16 protein-coding genes, 2 tRNA genes and 1 pseudogene are annotated in these 16,961 nt (G+C 43.9%); 8 read left to right on the top strand and 11 right to left on the bottom strand.

The window, feature by feature from the left end; all coding sequences use genetic code 11:
- Window positions 1-2 precede the first annotated feature (2 nt).
- Entirely contained in the window at window positions 3-1,334 is a 1,332-nt protein-coding gene (locus FTU82_RS10610) for an APC family permease (RefSeq protein ID WP_074383903.1), read from the bottom strand.
- A 96-nt stretch (window positions 1,335-1,430) separates the two neighbouring features.
- Here FTU82_RS10610 and FTU82_RS10605 point away from each other — a divergent pair, with 96 nt between their 5' ends.
- Complete coding sequence (locus FTU82_RS10605; protein ID WP_074383902.1) at window positions 1,431-1,790, top strand: helix-turn-helix domain-containing protein; 360 nt, start codon at window positions 1,431-1,433, stop codon at window positions 1,788-1,790.
- Window positions 1,791-2,124: 334 nt separating this feature from the next.
- On the opposite strand, the gene FTU82_RS10600 is transcribed toward FTU82_RS10605, so the two are convergent.
- Genes FTU82_RS10600 through FTU82_RS10590 form a run of 3 tightly spaced genes read right to left on the bottom strand, consistent with a single transcriptional unit; the run spans window position 2,125 to window position 4,151 of the window.
- Window positions 2,125-2,520: a hypothetical protein gene (locus FTU82_RS10600; protein ID WP_005095179.1), complete on the bottom strand. Its 396-nt coding sequence runs from the start codon at window positions 2,518-2,520 to the stop codon at window positions 2,125-2,127.
- 20 nt (window positions 2,521-2,540) lie between these two features.
- Window positions 2,541-3,167 (bottom strand): DUF1294 domain-containing protein, encoded by a 627-nt coding sequence (locus FTU82_RS10595; protein ID WP_100329475.1) that lies wholly within the window; start codon window positions 3,165-3,167, stop codon window positions 2,541-2,543.
- Between the two features lie 36 nt (window positions 3,168-3,203).
- The gene (locus FTU82_RS10590; RefSeq protein ID WP_180001418.1) at window positions 3,204-4,151 is read right to left on the bottom strand and encodes a homoserine kinase; all 948 of its coding nucleotides are present in this window, start codon (window positions 4,149-4,151) and stop codon (window positions 3,204-3,206) included.
- 113 nt (window positions 4,152-4,264) lie between these two features.
- On the opposite strand from FTU82_RS10590, the gene hisF reads away from it, so the two are divergent.
- Window positions 4,265-5,023 carry an imidazole glycerol phosphate synthase subunit HisF gene (gene hisF, locus FTU82_RS10585; protein WP_180001419.1) on the top strand — a complete coding sequence of 253 codons (759 nt, stop codon included), beginning with the start codon at window positions 4,265-4,267 and terminating at the stop codon, window positions 5,021-5,023.
- A 597-nt stretch (window positions 5,024-5,620) separates the two neighbouring features.
- Here the strand turns inward: hisF and FTU82_RS10580 are convergent.
- Entirely contained in the window at window positions 5,621-6,265 is a 645-nt protein-coding gene (locus FTU82_RS10580; RefSeq protein ID WP_074383899.1) for a hypothetical protein, read from the bottom strand.
- 110 nt (window positions 6,266-6,375) lie between these two features.
- On the opposite strand from FTU82_RS10580, the gene FTU82_RS10575 reads away from it, so the two are divergent.
- Window positions 6,376-7,389, top strand: coding sequence for an AraC family transcriptional regulator (locus FTU82_RS10575; RefSeq protein ID WP_180001421.1), 1,014 nt, complete (start codon window positions 6,376-6,378; stop codon window positions 7,387-7,389).
- 101 nt (window positions 7,390-7,490) lie between these two features.
- Here the strand turns inward: FTU82_RS10575 and FTU82_RS10570 are convergent, their stop codons facing one another.
- Entirely contained in the window at window positions 7,491-7,736 is a 246-nt protein-coding gene (locus FTU82_RS10570; RefSeq protein WP_005095167.1) for a hypothetical protein, read from the bottom strand.
- A 77-nt stretch (window positions 7,737-7,813) separates the two neighbouring features.
- On the bottom strand, window positions 7,814-8,896 hold the full coding sequence (locus FTU82_RS10565; RefSeq protein WP_180001422.1) for a DNA/RNA non-specific endonuclease: 1,083 nt from the start codon (window positions 8,894-8,896) through the stop codon (window positions 7,814-7,816).
- A gap of 265 nt (window positions 8,897-9,161) precedes the next feature.
- Here FTU82_RS10565 and FTU82_RS10560 point away from each other — a divergent pair, with 265 nt between their 5' ends.
- Window positions 9,162-9,740, top strand: a complete 579-nt coding sequence (locus FTU82_RS10560; RefSeq protein ID WP_180001423.1) for a hypothetical protein — start codon at window positions 9,162-9,164, stop codon at window positions 9,738-9,740.
- Window positions 9,741-9,818: 78 nt separating this feature from the next.
- Here FTU82_RS10560 and FTU82_RS10555 read toward each other — a convergent pair whose 3' ends face one another.
- Entirely contained in the window at window positions 9,819-11,699 is a 1,881-nt protein-coding gene (locus FTU82_RS10555; protein ID WP_005095159.1) for a potassium transporter Kup, read from the bottom strand.
- 121 nt (window positions 11,700-11,820) lie between these two features.
- On the opposite strand from FTU82_RS10555, the gene FTU82_RS10550 reads away from it, so the two are divergent.
- The 3 genes from FTU82_RS10550 to FTU82_RS10540 all read left to right on the top strand — a co-directional run bounded on the left by FTU82_RS10550 (window position 11,821) and on the right by FTU82_RS10540 (window position 12,784).
- A tRNA-Ser gene (locus FTU82_RS10550) sits at window positions 11,821-11,911 on the top strand.
- A 366-nt stretch (window positions 11,912-12,277) separates the two neighbouring features.
- Window positions 12,278-12,505, top strand: coding sequence for a hypothetical protein (locus tag FTU82_RS10545; protein WP_005095157.1), 228 nt, complete (start codon window positions 12,278-12,280; stop codon window positions 12,503-12,505).
- A gap of 203 nt (window positions 12,506-12,708) precedes the next feature.
- Window positions 12,709-12,784 (top strand) — tRNA-Thr (locus tag FTU82_RS10540).
- A 76-nt stretch (window positions 12,785-12,860) separates the two neighbouring features.
- Here FTU82_RS10540 and FTU82_RS10535 read toward each other — a convergent pair.
- The 3 genes from FTU82_RS10535 to FTU82_RS10525 form a co-directional block, all read right to left on the bottom strand.
- Complete coding sequence (locus tag FTU82_RS10535) at window positions 12,861-13,709, bottom strand: cyclopropane-fatty-acyl-phospholipid synthase family protein (protein ID WP_005173172.1); 849 nt, start codon at window positions 13,707-13,709, stop codon at window positions 12,861-12,863.
- Window positions 13,710-13,712: 3 nt separating this feature from the next.
- Window positions 13,713-15,020: an FAD-dependent oxidoreductase gene (locus FTU82_RS10530; protein ID WP_159138368.1), complete on the bottom strand. Its 1,308-nt coding sequence runs from the start codon at window positions 15,018-15,020 to the stop codon at window positions 13,713-13,715.
- 414 nt (window positions 15,021-15,434) lie between these two features.
- A complete protein-coding gene (locus FTU82_RS10525) occupies window positions 15,435-16,313 on the bottom strand; it encodes a pirin family protein (protein ID WP_180101320.1) in 879 nt (292 codons plus the stop codon).
- Window positions 16,314-16,621: 308 nt separating this feature from the next.
- Here FTU82_RS10525 and FTU82_RS10520 point away from each other — a divergent pair.
- A pseudogene (locus FTU82_RS10520) lies at window positions 16,622-16,834 on the top strand (hydrolase); the annotation flags it as partial.
- Window positions 16,835-16,961 lie beyond the last annotated feature (127 nt).

Genomic DNA, 16,961 nt, shown 5'->3' with positions numbered 1-16,961 from the left:
TCTTAGTAAGCACTACTAATCACAATATTCTGTTTACGCAAACGCTTATACATATAGAGCAGCACACCTACTGCGAGCCAAATACAGCCACAGATCAAGGCTGACATTTCCAGGTTGATCCATAAACCCAACATCACGCCCACCGAAAACAGGGGCAAAACCAAGTTAAGGAAGATATTTTTTAAGCCTTGACGCTGTTTGTCCTGAACAAAGAATTTTACAAATACCGAGAAATTCACTGCAGTAAAGGCAATCAGGGCACCAAAACTCACCATACTCACCACTGTCGCAAGATCAAGGCTGATGGCGAGGAGTGAAGTTAAGCCAATGAACAGCACGGCATAAAGTGGTGTACCCAACTTGTTATGCACTTGACCGAATGTGCCTTTATGGAAAATTCCGTCACGTCCCATGATATGGATTAAACGCGAGGCACTGGCATGAGTCGCCAAACCTGAAGCAAAGGTATTCATGATTTGCGCGCAGAGGAACACCGCCTGAAACAGTGCCCCACCGACATACATCACAATTTCAGGCAATGCTTCATCGGGGTTGTTAAAGCGGACATTGCTGGGGAAATACAACTGGATAAACCACGATGCCGAGAAGAAAATCACCCCGCCTGTCAACGTGGTCAGCATTACAGCACGTGGAATATTTTTTTTCGGGTCTCTAGTTTCGTGTGACATCGTCGTCACGGCATCAAAGCCCAGAAACGAGAAACATAAAATTGATGCCCCGGTAATTAACGGCAATATACTGCTATCGCCGTTCAATAATGGCGTCATGGTCAGGACGTGATGATAACCTTGCTCCGTACCAATACCCTTGATCACCAGATAGATAAACAGCAGCATTAAAATCAAGGGAGCCACCACAAAAACCAGGCTTAAGTTCGCCAAGATATTAATGCGGAAACAGTTAATCAGGGTCACCAAACCGGTAAAGATACAGACCCACACCCAATATGGCACGCCTGGAATCAGAGCTTCCAAATAGATCCCGGCCAGTAAAGCATTCACGAGCGGCAGCAATATATAATCCATTAAGGCACACCAGCCAACAAAGAAACCGGCTTTCGGCCCGCAAGATTCCGCCGTATAAGTATAAGCCGAGCCCGGTTTTTCTGTCTGGCGACTAAATCGCGCATAGCTGAATGCCGTTAACAGCATGGCACCTAAGGCAAGGATATACGCGAGTGGAACACGTCCCTCAGTGATGCCGGAAACAATCCCAAAGGTATCAAAAACAACCATCGGGGTCATATATGCCACACCAATGATCACGACCTGCCACAAAGACATTTTTTTGAAAGCAACTTGTGCTTTTTCCATTGATGTCACCTGAACATTATTTATTTTCGTTATTTGTTCAATTGCAATGACTATGCCATATAATAAAAATATAAATAAATTGAGTGAGGATAGAAAATGCCAAAGTACAATTTAGAAACTCGAATTGCAGCCATTCAGATGTATAAAAAGACCGATTACAAGGTGGCTGTCTGTAAAGAATTTGGCATCTCTCGGGTGACTCTGGATGCATGGATCCGCCTTGAAGAAGAAACTGGCGACTTGGTCCAGAAACCTGTAAAAAACCGCGGCGCACCGGGCCATATTAAAGATTGGAATGAATTTCAAGTGTTTGTAAGATCTGTAAAATTTCAAAATATTAGTGATTTGGTTCCAATATTTGAACAGCGCTTTGGTTATGCAGTTTCTTATGCGGTTCTGGTGCGTGCTATTCATGTTTTAGGCATGCGTCGCCGTCGTGGTCGCTTTTATTCTTAAGTTAAAAATGAGCCCGACAATAAAATAATTTGACCTGTTAAATTTAAAAAAATAAATGTACATTAATGTAAGTTTATTTTATTAAAAACGTAAATTATATTTATTAAAAAAGTAAAGTTTAAATATTAAAAATGTAAATTTATAAAATTAAAAATGTTTAGCAATGTTCGTCATTATGTTCAATGATGATAAGAATTGCTCCCTAAAATGGAGCAAGCTTGAATAAAAGTGGTGCGAGTTGGTAATTTTTTCAGCCTATGCAGACAGATGGAATCCGTTCTATTGCATGAGGCATAAAAAAGCAGCACTTTGGCTGCTTTTTCTACAATAAAATTTAGGATTTATACATCGGTCGATTGTCATTCAAGCGCATGATGCCACGAATCGCCCGATACACAATCCAGATCCAGGCCAGAAACACCACTAACAAACAGAAAGCGGATGCGCCAAATGCCACGCCTGCAAACAGGTTCGGATCTTCGCCAGTAAAGAACAGAAACAAAAATGGAATAAAGGCAATGATATTCCAGACCAGATACCACCAGAAACTGCGGATCTGCCAGGTGAAGTGGCTTTCAAAAATTGAACCACGCACATCGCGACGTTTGACATAGTTAATGATCAACGCCACGACAGCCAAGAGGCCAGCACTAAAAATGGCCACAATATATAAAATGTACAGTGCAAAAGTCAGTGTGCGATTTGGGTCTTTATCAATGGAATAGTTCACGTCCCCTCCTGATCTTTCCCCTAAATATTTAAACTGTTAAATGGGGAAATTAGCCATATAATCAAAATGATGTTAAAGGCTATAGTACAAAAATATATCTGCCGGAACGGTTGTTTTTGTGTTTTATGTCGCAGTTTTTGCTGGGCTAACCAGGCTGCTGGCCAACCACCTAAAAAAGCCACCAGATGCAGGGTATTTTCCGGAATACGTTGCTTACCCGATTGCGCCGCTTCCTTGTCCTGCGCATACAACCAGTAACTCAATGCATTCATCAAACTGATCAGCAACAAGACCAGTCCGCTGAGCAGACCGCCCAAAGTCAATGCGGTCAGCAACAGAATATAAACCACACAGGCAATCTGCATCGGTTGTAATTTCTGTGACTGCTGTTGCTTGGAGGGTTTGAATTTAGCCTGAGACGTTTTGGTTTGCGATGCTTTCAGATACATGACCTGCTGTGCTTTGTATCGTCCGCGCTCATCTAAAATGACCGTGTAATCTAAGGCACAGCCGACGATCGGACGCGGACCTTGCTTGGCAAAGTCCTTGATATGCAGAAATACGCGATCTTTGGCCGAATCATTGGGCTGAATAAAGCCATAACCCTTGTCATCAAACCACTCTACTAAACGTCCCTGATCGCGCATATCCCCTGTCCTTTTGTCTTTATAAATTTTAAATATTTAAGCTGTAGCGAATTTTAATCGCTCAATCAACATATTACGCATCTCGACTGGATTTTTTTGCAAAATATCTTCGCCAGTACGACCCAGTGCCGCGTTACGCTGTGCCACCTGTAAACGCATCATCCAGAAACGTCCTGCGGCCATGGCCAAGTACAACTCTAAACATGATTTTTCATCTGCTGTTAAGGGGCGGACGCATTCATAGGCATTTAAAAAGGCAATGGCTTTTTCTTCGTTTAAAGTGACATCCGGATAGTTGGTGCAAAAGTCATTTAAAGTAATCGCGATATCAAATAAAAATTCATCTTTATTCAGTTCATAAAAATCCAGAATACCGTTGAGTTGATCACCCTCAAATAAGGTATTGTCCCGGAACAGATCGGAATGAATAAAGCCACGTGGACGATCTGGATAGACTGCTGTTAAAGCGTCATACAGGCCTAAAAGCTTGCCGAGCAACACTTTATCGGCCGGACTTAAACTTGGTTTGATTTCTTGGGACACGGCCAGCCAATACGCATGATCACGCACGAAATTTCGTTCTAATTTGAAGTCCTGCAATGCCACATGCATTTTTGCCTGCGCCACTGCAATTGCTTCAACTTGTGCCACGGTCGATGGCATGGGATGCTCACCCAATAGGCGCGGTGCAATCTGTGCCGGTTTATCTTTAATACTATGAATAGCCTTGCCTGAATGCGATAAAGGCACCGGAACGGCCAAGCCTGCTTTGCCCAAATGTTGTAATACAGGCACAAGTTCCCCTGCCGCCTGTTCATCCATATCCTCAAACACGGTCAGCACATAGTGTGCGTCTTCGCAGACCAAAAAATAGTTGGTATTTTGAATACCGCCTTGAATCGGAATCAGATCAACCGCCTTTAAACCGTAGGGCGCTGCAAAATCCTGAACTTCCTTTAAAGTCAAAGTGGTATAAACCGACATAGAAAACCTGCGAAAAAACTTACATAATTTTGCTAGAATACCGTTTCCATCTGCCAAGGTGTAGCGCTTGCGTGGGTGAGTTTCATAATCGGCTGTAATAATTGGAAAAATTTATGCTAGCTAAACGTATTATTCCTTGCCTCGACGTTGATAATGGTCGTGTGGTCAAGGGTGTTCAATTCCTTAATATTCGTGATGCAGGTGACCCAGTTGAGGTCGCACGTCGTTATAACGAACAAGGTGCCGATGAAATTACTTTCCTTGATATTACCGCTACACATCATGGACGCGACACCACTTACCGTACTGTAGAACGTATGGCTGAATCGGTTTTCGTCCCCCTGACGGTCGGTGGCGGTGTGCGTAAAGTCGAAGATATCCGTTTGCTGCTCAATGCTGGTGCAGATAAAGTCAGCATCAACTCGGCAGCAGTATTTAATCCGGAATTTGTCCAGGAAGCATCACAACGTTTTGGCGCACAATGTATCGTGGTCGCCATTGATGCCAAAAAAACCGGCGAAGATAAATGGGAAATTTTCACCCACGGCGGCCGCAAACCGACCGGCATTGACGCCTTGGAATGGGCAGAACAAATGGCCAATTACGGCGCAGGTGAACTCCTGATTACCTCAATGGATGCTGACGGCACCAAAGCCGGTTATGACATCGCCCTGATGCGTGCCATCAATGACCGCGTCACTGTACCGACTATTGCCTCTGGCGGTGTAGGAAATTTACAACATCTGGCAGACGGGATTATTCATGGCGGTGCTGATGCGGTACTGGCAGCGTCAATTTTCCATTTTGGTCAACATACCATTCCTGAAGCCAAAGCCTATATGGCAGCGCAAGGCATTGAAATGCGCCTTTAATTCAAAAACGAATTCCTATTTAAAAAAAGAGCATCACAACGATGCTCTTTTTTATTTCTACAGGATAAGCCTAGGCAATAAATCATTTGGAAAATATTCTCATCATCTGTGGTACATCCGGGTTTGCTCTAATGATGACTGCTTTGAAAAAGTATATCCATCGTTCTGTGGATTAAAGTAGAACAGCAAACACGACAAAAAAGAGTTAATAGAAAAGGACTTGTATGTTCAAAATGATGTTTAGGGATTGTTATTGATCAATAGCCGCCGGACAAGGCGAAGCTTTCCAGTGCTGAGCAGCTTAAATATAAAGGACGTTATTTTCTTTCAATATTCACCCCAGTATGAGGATGAACAAGATCGCTCTATTTTGACCGATATTCAAAAGTAAAAATTAAATAAAAAAAAGGAGTCTCGCGACTCCCTGTAAAAACCAAGATTAGACCACAGCGCTTGGTATTCAAAATAATTCATTACACCTAAAACATATAAGTATGTGGCTTCACTCACCAACAACCGTGAATATAGGCCAAATCAAAAGGACAATATTGACAATACATCTGCATTTTATTGACAAATCACGACAAGAACCGGGTTTTAGCGATTTAATGGCCTATTTAAGTGATTGGTCGCAGGATTTTTAGCAATTTTAGCCGGAGTTTCTGCCCACTTGGCTGGAAAATAACGGTCTGCCCAATAGTTCAGTTTTTTCGAGATCGGTGCAGGCAATACCATACCTAAAGGGTTCTGCTCCTGTAAATCTGCGGAGGAAATCACCCGGGTACCCAGCAGATAGTCGAACCAGGGTTTGGTCACACACCAGTTGGCATCCTGATTACTATTCATGTGATGATCATAATGCCAAGGCAGCTTTTTTTTGGCCCATTCTGGCTCCAGATGGGCACGACGATGCCGATAATAATAATTGCCTGCACTATATAATACGGCCAGCGTCATCCCTTTGGAAAAAGGATAAAACGTCAATCCAAAGACTGTAGCAACCACGGCAAGAGAAGCAATTTCATTGCGGGTACGCCAGTTGTTCAGTCCTTCTACATAACCGAAATCGGAAAATTCCGTTTTACGCACAATGCGGTGATGTTCCCAATGCGAACACATGCTTTCTGGAACCGGACTATAGCGGCTCTGTCCTTGGCGGTGAATTCCATGTAACACATATTTATGCGCAAACCATTCAAATCCATTGGCAACGACGAGTCCTGCCAGAAAACCTTTCCACATGATCTTTTACCTCTTGGTCTATTTTTCAATATAGGCTAAGTAAAAGACTAGATATTGACCAAAATATTCAATATGATTGACAAAATACGACAAAATAAAAGAATTAAAAAATGCTGGTTCTAAAAAACTACGTAGGCTCGATATACGGTGGTTTAGGACATTTACTTTTGGACTATTATCAGCTGAAACAGCTCGAAGTCCCTGAGAAATTATTGGCCATTCAAAATCTGGAACGCTTTGATTTTACTCTGTGGCGTGATCTGCTGACAACACTTGATCAACAGCTGCAGCGCCCGGCTTTGGGCCTGGAAATTGCGCAACTGGTCGAGACTAAACATCTCGGGATTATCGGTTATCTGGCACTTTCCAGTGACACGCTGGGTGAAGCCTTCATGCGCTATCATGACTACCATCGCCTGATCTATGATGGTAGCCCGCTACAAATCCAGGGGCAAGGAGATCATCTTTCGATTGCCTGGGGTGAGGTTCCTTTTAAGATGAGTACGCAACTGACCGATGAAATCGCGATTGCACTCATGATCGAATTTATTAAATCGAATATTCTGGATAATAATCATCTGCATCTGCATGAAGTGCATTTTCAGCATCCAACACCCAAAAATATAGCATTGTATGAACAGTATTTCCGCTGCAAGGTTCGTTTCGGTCAAGCCAAGACTCAAGTCCTGATGCCGGTCAGCGAGCTGTCTACGCCTTTAAAACAGGGTGATCAGACCCTACAAAAGCTTCTGAAACAACAAGCTGAAGCTTTACTGGAAAAATTCCCCAATTCCACCCAAGTTGACCAGCAGTTACAGCAGGCGATTCTGGTGGGCCTGCAAAAAAACCAGTTCCAGATTGAACATATTGCCCAGCAAATAAAATTCTCTGTCCGTCAGTTACAACGACATTTGCAAAAGCAGGGTAAAACCTATCAGCAATGCATGCAGGAAATCCGCTCTATGATGGCAATGCAATATCTGAAAGATCCGCATTTAAACTTACAGGAAATTTCCATGCTGCTTGGTTACTCCGAGCAGAGTGCATTTCAGCGGGCATTTAAGCAATGGACCCAGCTGACGCCACAACAATGGCGCTTAGAATCTTTGGCTCAGACAGCTTGAGACGCTGCAATGCTGAGACTAAAAACAGTAAAAAGCCCAATAGGAATATTGGGCTTTGTGTCTGGTTCCAGATGGAACATTCTCCAACAAATGAAAAAATCTTATAAAAATGGATTTTCAATTTCGTCCAGATCATCCCGCTGCAGCTTTTCTGGCAGATCTACAGTATTTTCCAGTTGCTGCACCACATCATTTACAAAAGCCTGCAAAACCTTGGCAGCCTTAAGACCTTCCTGATCCTTGGTGATCTGCAAGTTTCCATACAGGCTGACGCAATCCAGATCATTTTCCAAGGTCAGATCATGAATGGCGTGGGATTCACTGCCATTTTCAAATGCTTTAAACATATCCTCTCCACCTGTCTTTGTTATTTTCAATAATGGGCGAGATCGATGCTACTCGAATCCCACTTTTTTCAGCAAGTTTATTTCAATAACTGCAAAATATATTGCAATAGCGCATCTATCAGCTGTTTTACAATCGTATTTTGGGTGTCGTTATCGATTGCACCACCAGTCGCTGAGGATGTCGAGGTATTTGAACCTGAAGATTTAAACTCACGTTGCAGTGCCTGCAAGTTTTCTTTAGAGACGTCTTCCGCACACTGGCTTTCTGCATCCCAGTTAGAATATTCGATTTTCTGATTGGCTTTGACCGCCTTGGCCGTCAATGGCAAACGATAGGTATTGCGCTTCTGCTCTTCGGTCAATTGTGGGAACAGGTTAATTCCGAGCTGTTCCTCCAGATAACAGACACTAACAATACGCACTTTGAGCGAATTATCATTCGGCGCATAATAAGCACCAATCGCACCGGTTTTCGGCAGGTAAACTGCCTTATACACCGCCGTCGGTACAATCACGCCATTACCAATGGTTTTTAGTTTTTTCGCCGCAAATACCGGCCCGGTAACCACATAAACATCCTGCTTCTGTTTGGTTACAATGGCACGGGTCGCTTCTTCCAGTTCACGCCAGACCTGCTGATTGTTTTTCGGTGCTTGCGGCACCATATTGGCCAGTGAGAAACTGTCTGACTGTGCAGCCTTATTGGGCATATCCGCATTTGGTGCCATATGCCCGCGATCATAACCGGAACCACGATAATCCGCCAACGTCGCCCGATGCGCAGGTTTAACCTGGGTCTCTTCATGAAAATTATCTTGACGCGGAATTTTCTGGCTTAAGCGTGCCGGTGTGAGTGCTTCAGCCACCCAAAGTGGGGTTTTCGAAACACCGGAATAACCGACGTTAAAGCCATTAAAGCACAGTGAATAACTGTCTTTTTTCAGGCTGTCTTTCATCAGATACGGCGGAACATCACGATAAAACTGTGTCAGACAGGCGGAATCGGATGAAGATGGCAGAGACACCCATTGACTGATTTTTTCCTGACCAAAGGCGATGGCAAAACTACTCGAAGCCACCACACCCAGAATGACTTTAGTACTATTGTTACTTAAAAACTGAAAAAGAGAGTTCTTGGATTTACGCTGCTTCTTGGCCATTATTACACGTACTTTTTAGATCAATACCGATTTTTCCCGAGCTTAACAAGCTGTGTATATGAAGTATATCTTGACCCCGCCATTCGCTTAACAAATAAACAATAATGGCTTAAAAGCCACGAAAGCTGTAACAAACTGTCTATTTTTTATTTCATTTTAAATGAGGTTTCGCAGTCTTTGAGTAGCTTTGATTGGAGCTGCCGGATGAGTATGTAAAGCTAAGCGCCTATCCCAATTCGTACAATTATTAGCAGTGGTGTCAATCATGAATTCCAAACTCTCTAAAATATTAGGTTTAGGATTATTCACAAGTGTAATCAGCGCAGGCGCATTTGCCGAGCCACCGGTTCAACCGGGTGAAACACTTGAAAGCTTGTCTAAAGCTAAAATTAGTACCACGGTGAATGGTCAGCAAGCGTCTTTGGAAACTCTCGTCAACTCTGGTCAAGTGCGCCTGGTCGATCCGCGTACCGCAGCGCCACAGCAATCAATGCCAAATACCCAGCCAGCGATGCCAAATGATCCGTCCATGATGCAGGCACCAGGTAATTCAGACATGGTTTCGCCACAACCTCCTGTGGCAGAACCGGGTATGAATCAATCAGACATGCCGGCCAATCTGGCTGAACCGGCCAACAGTACCGAAGTCGAAGCAACCACATCTATGGCTGCGCCAGAACAACAGCCTGTGCTTGAAGAGCAACAGCAAGCTGCTGTAGTTGAAGCCAATGCAATGAATGCACAAACTGAAATTGCAGCTCAAGCCGATGCAGAACCAGTGCTGATGGAGCAGCCTTTGAATGCTGCACCTGAAGTGCCGGCTGCCGTAGAACTTGAGCAATAATCCGAAGCTCAGTTATTTACTGTTTCTCCCATAAAAAACCAGAGTGTGTCTCTGGTTTTTTATGCTTTTTAATTTTATTTACATCTGAATCTGGGTGCCCAGCTCGACCACACGGTTGGGTGGAATCTGATAGAAATCACTGACCGGACTGGTATTGCGCTGCATGGAAATAAACAGTTTTTCCCGCCACGGTGCCATACCCTCACCCACAGTATGCATAATCCGTTCACGTGAAATAAAGAAACTGATCTGCATCAGATCATATTCAAAACCCCATTTTCGATAAGCCTGTTGTAAAGCTACTGGAATATTGGGCTGATCCTTAAAACCATAATAGATAAATACCCGATAAAAATGCTCACTCAATTGTTCCAGTTCAACCCGATCTTGCTTAGCTACAAAGGGAACATCACGGGTAATGACCGTGAGCATAATATTACGTTCATGCAAGACTTTGTTGTGCTTGATATTATGCAGCATGGCATGCGGGACAATATTCGGTGTACCCGTCAGGAAAATGGCCTCACCTGGCACATATTTGGTACCTTCCCCCATTGAGATACTTTTAATAAACAGATCAATCGGCAAGGCATCCTGTTCCAGACGCTTCAAAACCAAAGCGCGTCCATCTTTCCAGGTCATCAAAATGGTAAACAGCACGGCACCAATCAGAATCGGCACCCAGCCACCCGAGGTGATTTTTAAAGAAGTTGAGGCTACAAAGACCAAATCCAGAGCCAAAAATGGCACAGCAAACAATGCCACTTTCCAGACCGGCCAACGCCATAAACCATAAGCCAGAATCGAGATCAGAATAGTACCGCAGAGCATGGTCATGGTCACTGCAACACCATAAGCACTGGCCAGATTGGCACTATTTTCAAACAGTAAAATCAGGATCAAGACCGAAATAAACAGCAGCCAGTTAATAAAGGGCAGATAAATCTGGCCACGTTCGACTGCCGAGGTATGCTTGACCGATAGACGCGGCAAATAACGCAGTTGAATGGCCTGATTGACCATCGAAAATACCCCGGTAATCACCGCCTGCGAGGCAATGACCGCTGCAGCCGTGGCCAGTCCAATCATCGGGAATAAAGCCCATTCTGGCAGCAGCATATAGAAAGGATTGGCCAGCGCTTCTGGACTGCGCAACAACAATGCGCCCTGTCCGGCATAATTCAGCAATAAACAGGGCAAGACAATAATAAACCAGGCCAGACGAATTGGCAGACGACCGAAATGCCCCATATCGGCATAAATTGCTTCCCCCCCGGTCATGGTCAGAATCACCGCGCCCATGGTCAGGAAAGCCACGTAGGGCTGATCAACCACAAAGTGATATGCCCAGTACGGATTCACCATCCAGAGGACAGACGGGGTCTGGATAATGCTCCACAAACCAAAACCGCCAATGGACAGGAACCAGAGCATGGTTAAAGGCCCGAAAAATTTCCCCATGGTGGCTGTACCGTGGCGCTGCACCATAAACAGCCCCGCCAGAATTCCAATCGATAGCGGTACCAGCCATTGATTGAAAATAGGTGTCGCAATACTCAAGCCTTCAATGGCAGACAGCACAGAAATTGCCGGAGTAATAATACCGTCACCAAAGAATAGCGATGCACCAATAAAACCCAAGGCAATCAGGAAAATTTTCTTTTGATCGGCAATTCGTGTGGTACGCAGATTTAATGCCAATAATGACATGATCCCGCCTTCGCCGTTGTTATCGGCACGCATGATGACCGTGACATATTTAAAGCTGATGGTGAGCATCATGCACCAGAAAATCAGCGACAGGATCCCGAGTACAGAGGCCTCGCTAATGGCGAGATGTGCAGTGAGGAAGCATTGGCGCAGTGCATAGAGTGGACTGGTGCCAATATCTCCGAAAACGACCCCAAGCGCAGCCAGTGTAATCACCGGGAGAGCTGCTTTTTGTGCAGTGCTTTGCATATATTGTCTTCGTTTTTAACAAGCATTTTTGCGAATCATAGCACCACATTAAAAGTTTTTCTGCAAATCAATTGTTTCAGCTTGGCACAGCTGGTTTTTTTCGCTATTATCCTCGGCCTATGGTGAGGTGTCCGAGTGGCTGAAGGAGCACGCCTGGAAAGTGTGTAAACGTTTATAGCGTTTCGAGGGTTCGAATCCCTCTCTCACCGCCAGAATTTAAAAACTCGAATCACATGATTCGGGTTTTTTTATTGCCTGAAATTCAAATTCGCATCTGCTTAGAATCATTAAACAATCCATCACCACCATGATTAAAGTTACTATGACCTAAGGAATATGGCTGTTCTAAGACGATTATTCCACCATATTTAAATTTTTCTTAAGCTTCCGTGCTTTTCTAGGTTCAATTTAAAAACTGGCATAAAAATAGCTTAATTCTATTGTCATCAAAGCTATGTTATGGTGCCTACAGAGGTGCTGAGAGGAGAATAAAAACCATAAAATAGAAAGAAATACAGGATTGATCGAGCCATTTAAACTTAAAGCTAAATAGATACACTGCTATTCGGAGAGCGAACATGAATAACAGCGCAAACTATGCAAAACAGATCAAAAATGCAAAACGTGGCGGTTATACCCCAACCATTGCCAAAGACATCAATAAACATAAAATTCAAAAAGCTCTGAGACTCATCGAACAGTGGAGAAGCCTCGCTCAAGAACTCAAACCTCAAATGCAGTTTGATATGGCCTTTACTTTAGAGGAATGTGCACAAGAATTAGACCAGATCCTAAAAAAGCGATAATCCCTTTTAAGCGATTGACCCATACTAAACCCTGTACATTCACCCTCGCCCATATCTGCCTATATGGGCGTTTTCTTGATCTTTCGATAAAAGACAGTTTAGATAGAATGAACCGGAAAAACGGTAAATCGTACCAAAATAGCTTGAACGGTTATTTTTTGGCTTGCGTAGCGAATGAATTTCTGTAAAATGCACTCCACCATGCCGGCATAGCTCAGTTGGTAGAGCAACTGACTTGTAATCAGTAGGTCCACAGTTCGAATCCGTGTGCCGGCACCATATCCTAGCCTCGCTTTTTAGTGAGGCTTTGATGTTTCTGAGCCTTATGTTTTAAGCTAAGTATTCTTGACTGTTTCTAGTCCTTCGATTGTGCCGTTACCTGCACATATCTCACGATCCCTTCCTGATATAATTTTTGACATAGCTTTGCTGTCATTTGAATTTTAAAATGATCCAAGCCTGAGCCTTGAATATGATGACCGGCTTGTTTTGAATTCAAAGTTTTTTGTACATAATCCGCAAAGCCAGAAAATACCGGCTCGGATAGATCCTGAATCTGAATATTTTTAAATTCAAAACGATCCAGACACGCATACAGTGCACCAACAGACATTAATTCTTTTAAATTTATATCGGCAGATTTCAGTAACAGCTGATATTTACGCTTTTGAAATGAATTCAAATTTTGCCAACGTTCCGATAACACCAGATGATGAAAACCAATTCGTGCATTTGGCTTTAAAACACTGCTGATTTGTTGCAAAAGTAACGGAACCGGACTGTGATAAGCTGCATCCAGACACAGCACCACATTAAAACGCTGGGAAAATTGTAATTCGTTTAAACGCAGAAACGAGGCCTGATAGATGGCATTCAGTTCTGGCAGATGTTGCTGAATAGTGGCCACGCAAGCCGCTTGTAATTCGACACCGGCTAGATATTGCACTCGGTAGTGCTGTTGCCAGTGCAATAAACTTGCACCCTGACCACAGCCCAGATCCAGTAATTTATCTTTTGAATTCAAATTGACACACTGCGCGAGCTGATCGGCCAGCGTGCGACAGGCAGCAACATAATCCTGCTGTCCTGCCTGCCAATAGCCCAAATTACTCCAAGGCAATTGCGCCTGATCCCCCAGCGCCGCTGCATGAATTGCATATTTATGCTGAGGAAAGCGCTGACGCAGTGCCTGAAGCCATTGCATCAATTAATAACCCAGTTGCGGAGCAACCTCGACCACAGGTTTTAAACCCTGAAACGGTAAAGGCGCACCGAAAATTTCCGCAATCTTCATCGCTGAGGTCACAGCCGATTCCAGAATGGGCAAACCGTCACATGACCATGAACCGCAGAAAAAGACTTTGCGATTGGCTTCCAGATGACGCTGCTGTAATTCCTTGTTCAGCGCCACGGTATTGGCATCGACCACCGCACGCGTCAGCATGACCGAGGTAATCACCTTTTTCGGGTCAATCTCGGTCACCGGACGCCAAGTCTGGAACACTGCCGACTTGCCGACCAGAGAAGGTTCAATCGAGTTGAGCCACACTGTAAATTGCTGACGGGTAAACTTACGATCCATCATATAGCTGAGCACAGCCCAGTCTTTACGTTTTGGCGGCATCACGCTGGCATCGGTATGAATCACCAGTTCACCCTGTTCAAATTTGAATTTCTTCAATAATTCAATTTCACTGGCAAACTGGGTTGGATCCAGGAATTGCTCAATTTTAGTGGTTGGCGTCGCGACAATAACCCGATCAAACAGTTTTGAATAACCGGCCGCATTTTCAACTTTGACCTGATCGCCCTGCTCTTGAACCAGTGTAATCGCTGAACCATCTTCAATATGAATACCTTCAACCAGTTTGTCGACCAGCGCCGGTGTTCCGCCTTGCAGGCGTAGTAAGGCATCGCCATCAGTCAATTGACGCAGGAAAATCAATAAAGGTTTCGCCGGCCATTCACCAATGGTTTTCGGATTGCAGGTACAAATGGTATACAGTACCGGCATTACGGCGCCATGCCAGAACACTTCTTCAATCTCGTTACGATTGATAAATTCTGCCAGGCTGATGTCCTGATTTTTCGACTTAAAAAATTTGGTTAATGCCACTTTGAGCTGCAACAGGCCCTTGACCAGACGCCAGCCGTACTGCTGCAAGCCTTTACGGTTATTGATAATTGGAATATTGCCGATACGGCTACGCGATGTGGTCAGCCAGGTTTCAGTTTTATCTTCAAATAACCAGCTGCAGGCCATATAGGTACGCACCGGATAAGTTTTAATGCCCAGATGCGTGGCCAGACTCAGGGTATTTTTCCACAGATAAGGATTCATCACACGTAAAGGTGCATCAATCAGCCCCCCTTCAAATTCAAGGCTATGACTGTCCATGCCACGACCTGGAAGTGCTTCAAAAATCGTGATGTGATGTCCTGCATCCTGGAGAATTCTGGCTGTTGCCAGTCCGGCCATGCCACTACCAATTACTGCGATATCCAAACTGATCATCCGTCATTGAAAAACTACAGAAATTATGTACCATGCGCCAATCAAACAGGTTATTAAAATCTTCCAGAATATATGTTTTTCGTAAAGGCAATTGGACGGGATAAAATCTGCTTTTCACTATTTTTTTGAACAGGTTACAAAATTCACCAAACTCAGGATTTTATTCATATTTTTTCCACATAACCAGAAAAATCACTTTAAAAACAAACATCTTAATTAACCATTTTTATAACCTTTGGTTGACAAACGCCCTTGAAAAATCTATGATTCACAGCATAATAAAACCATAAACCCATCAGATTCCACCAAGATGAGTTTATGCGTAAATTATTTAAAACGACAAGAAACTACAGCGCCTTATAAAATAAAAGCCTCTGCGAAAGCAGAGGCTTCTTTGTTTAACCGCTCGGTGTACTATTCAGCCTGCACCGCAATTTCACCAAATTTACCCTGATTAAAATCTTGAAATGCCTGCATAATTTCTTCCTTGCTGTTCATTACAAACGGGCCATAACCTTGAATGGGCTCATTGAGTGGCTCGCCTGTCAGTAACACAAACTGGGTATCCTGATAGGCTTGCAACTGAATCGCCGGATCTCCATCACGGGCAAACATTATAATTGAGCTGTCCAGGACTTTCTGGCTCGCATTGACCACCAGCTCACCCTTCAGCACGACTAACAGTGCATTATGTCCGGCAGGGATATGCAATGTGGTTTCATATTCCGCTTTCAGTTCACCATCCCAGACATTGATCGGACTAAAAGTATGAGCAGGACCTTGATGACCAGCAAACTCACCTGCAATCACCCGGATATGCCCCGCCTCTTCATCCATTTCAATCCGCGGAATAGCTGCCGCAGTGATCGCCTGATAACGTGGTGTGGTCATCTTGTCTTTGGCCGGCAGATTGACCCAGAGCTGTACCATTTCAAAGAGACCGCCATGTTTGGCAAAATCTGGAGAATGAAATTCCTCATGGACCACACCTGAGCCTGCGGTCATCCACTGCACATCACCCGCCTGAATCGTGCCGCCACCGCCACTTGAATCTTGATGTGTCACGGCCCCCTGATAGGCTAACGTCACTGTTTCAAAACCGCGATATGGATGTGAACCCACGCCATGTTGTACAGTCGTCGGATCAAAATGATAGGGCGCAGCATAATCCAGCAACAAAAACGGACTGATCGCCTGACCTAAACGGTCATAGGAAAACAGATTTTTGACCGGAAAGCCATCACCGACCCAATGCATGTTTTGATTACGGTAAACACCAATTACTTTTTTCATCTTTTAACTCCTATTACGATAGGATGAACATGCAGCCATTTTATGCCGGGCCAAGATGCGCTGATAGTCCTAAGCTGGAATACAGTATCTTATATATAAGACAATCTTTGCTTTAACTTCCCGAATTCAACACAAATAAACTAAAATTTTGGTCTAAATTTTTAATTATCCTATTTTTAAGATTATTTATCCCAGAATTTGGGCTTATTTTGTCCTGTTTTTAGCTCTAATATAAAAATCACCACGTCCCGGAACAGCCTGGGTTTGATCCAAGATGGGATGCTAATTTTATAGAGAGGAACAGAGAAATGGCAAAACCTTATGTACGTTTAGACAAAGACAATGCAGCCGTATTACTTGTAGACCATCAGACTGGTTTGTTGTCACTGGTTCGTGATATTGACCCAGATAAATTCAAAAATAATGTATTGGCGCTTGCGGCAGCAGCAAAATATTTCAATTTACCGACCATTTTGACCACCAGCTTCGAACAAGGCCCAAATGGTCCGTTGGTTCCTGAGCGGCTTTGTTGCACAAAGATTTGAAATGCAAAGCGCCCCTAATTGAGCCAAATTTAAGGCGTAACTTGGGTAAGTGGTCGACCTAATTCCGTAAATCTGTTGAGGACTGCTACACGTGCATGAATTT

This window comes from Acinetobacter sp. YH12151, assembly GCF_013418355.1.
Lineage (GTDB): Bacteria > Pseudomonadota > Gammaproteobacteria > Pseudomonadales > Moraxellaceae > Acinetobacter > Acinetobacter pseudolwoffii.
This window is presented reverse-complemented; position numbering and strand designations above follow the sequence as displayed.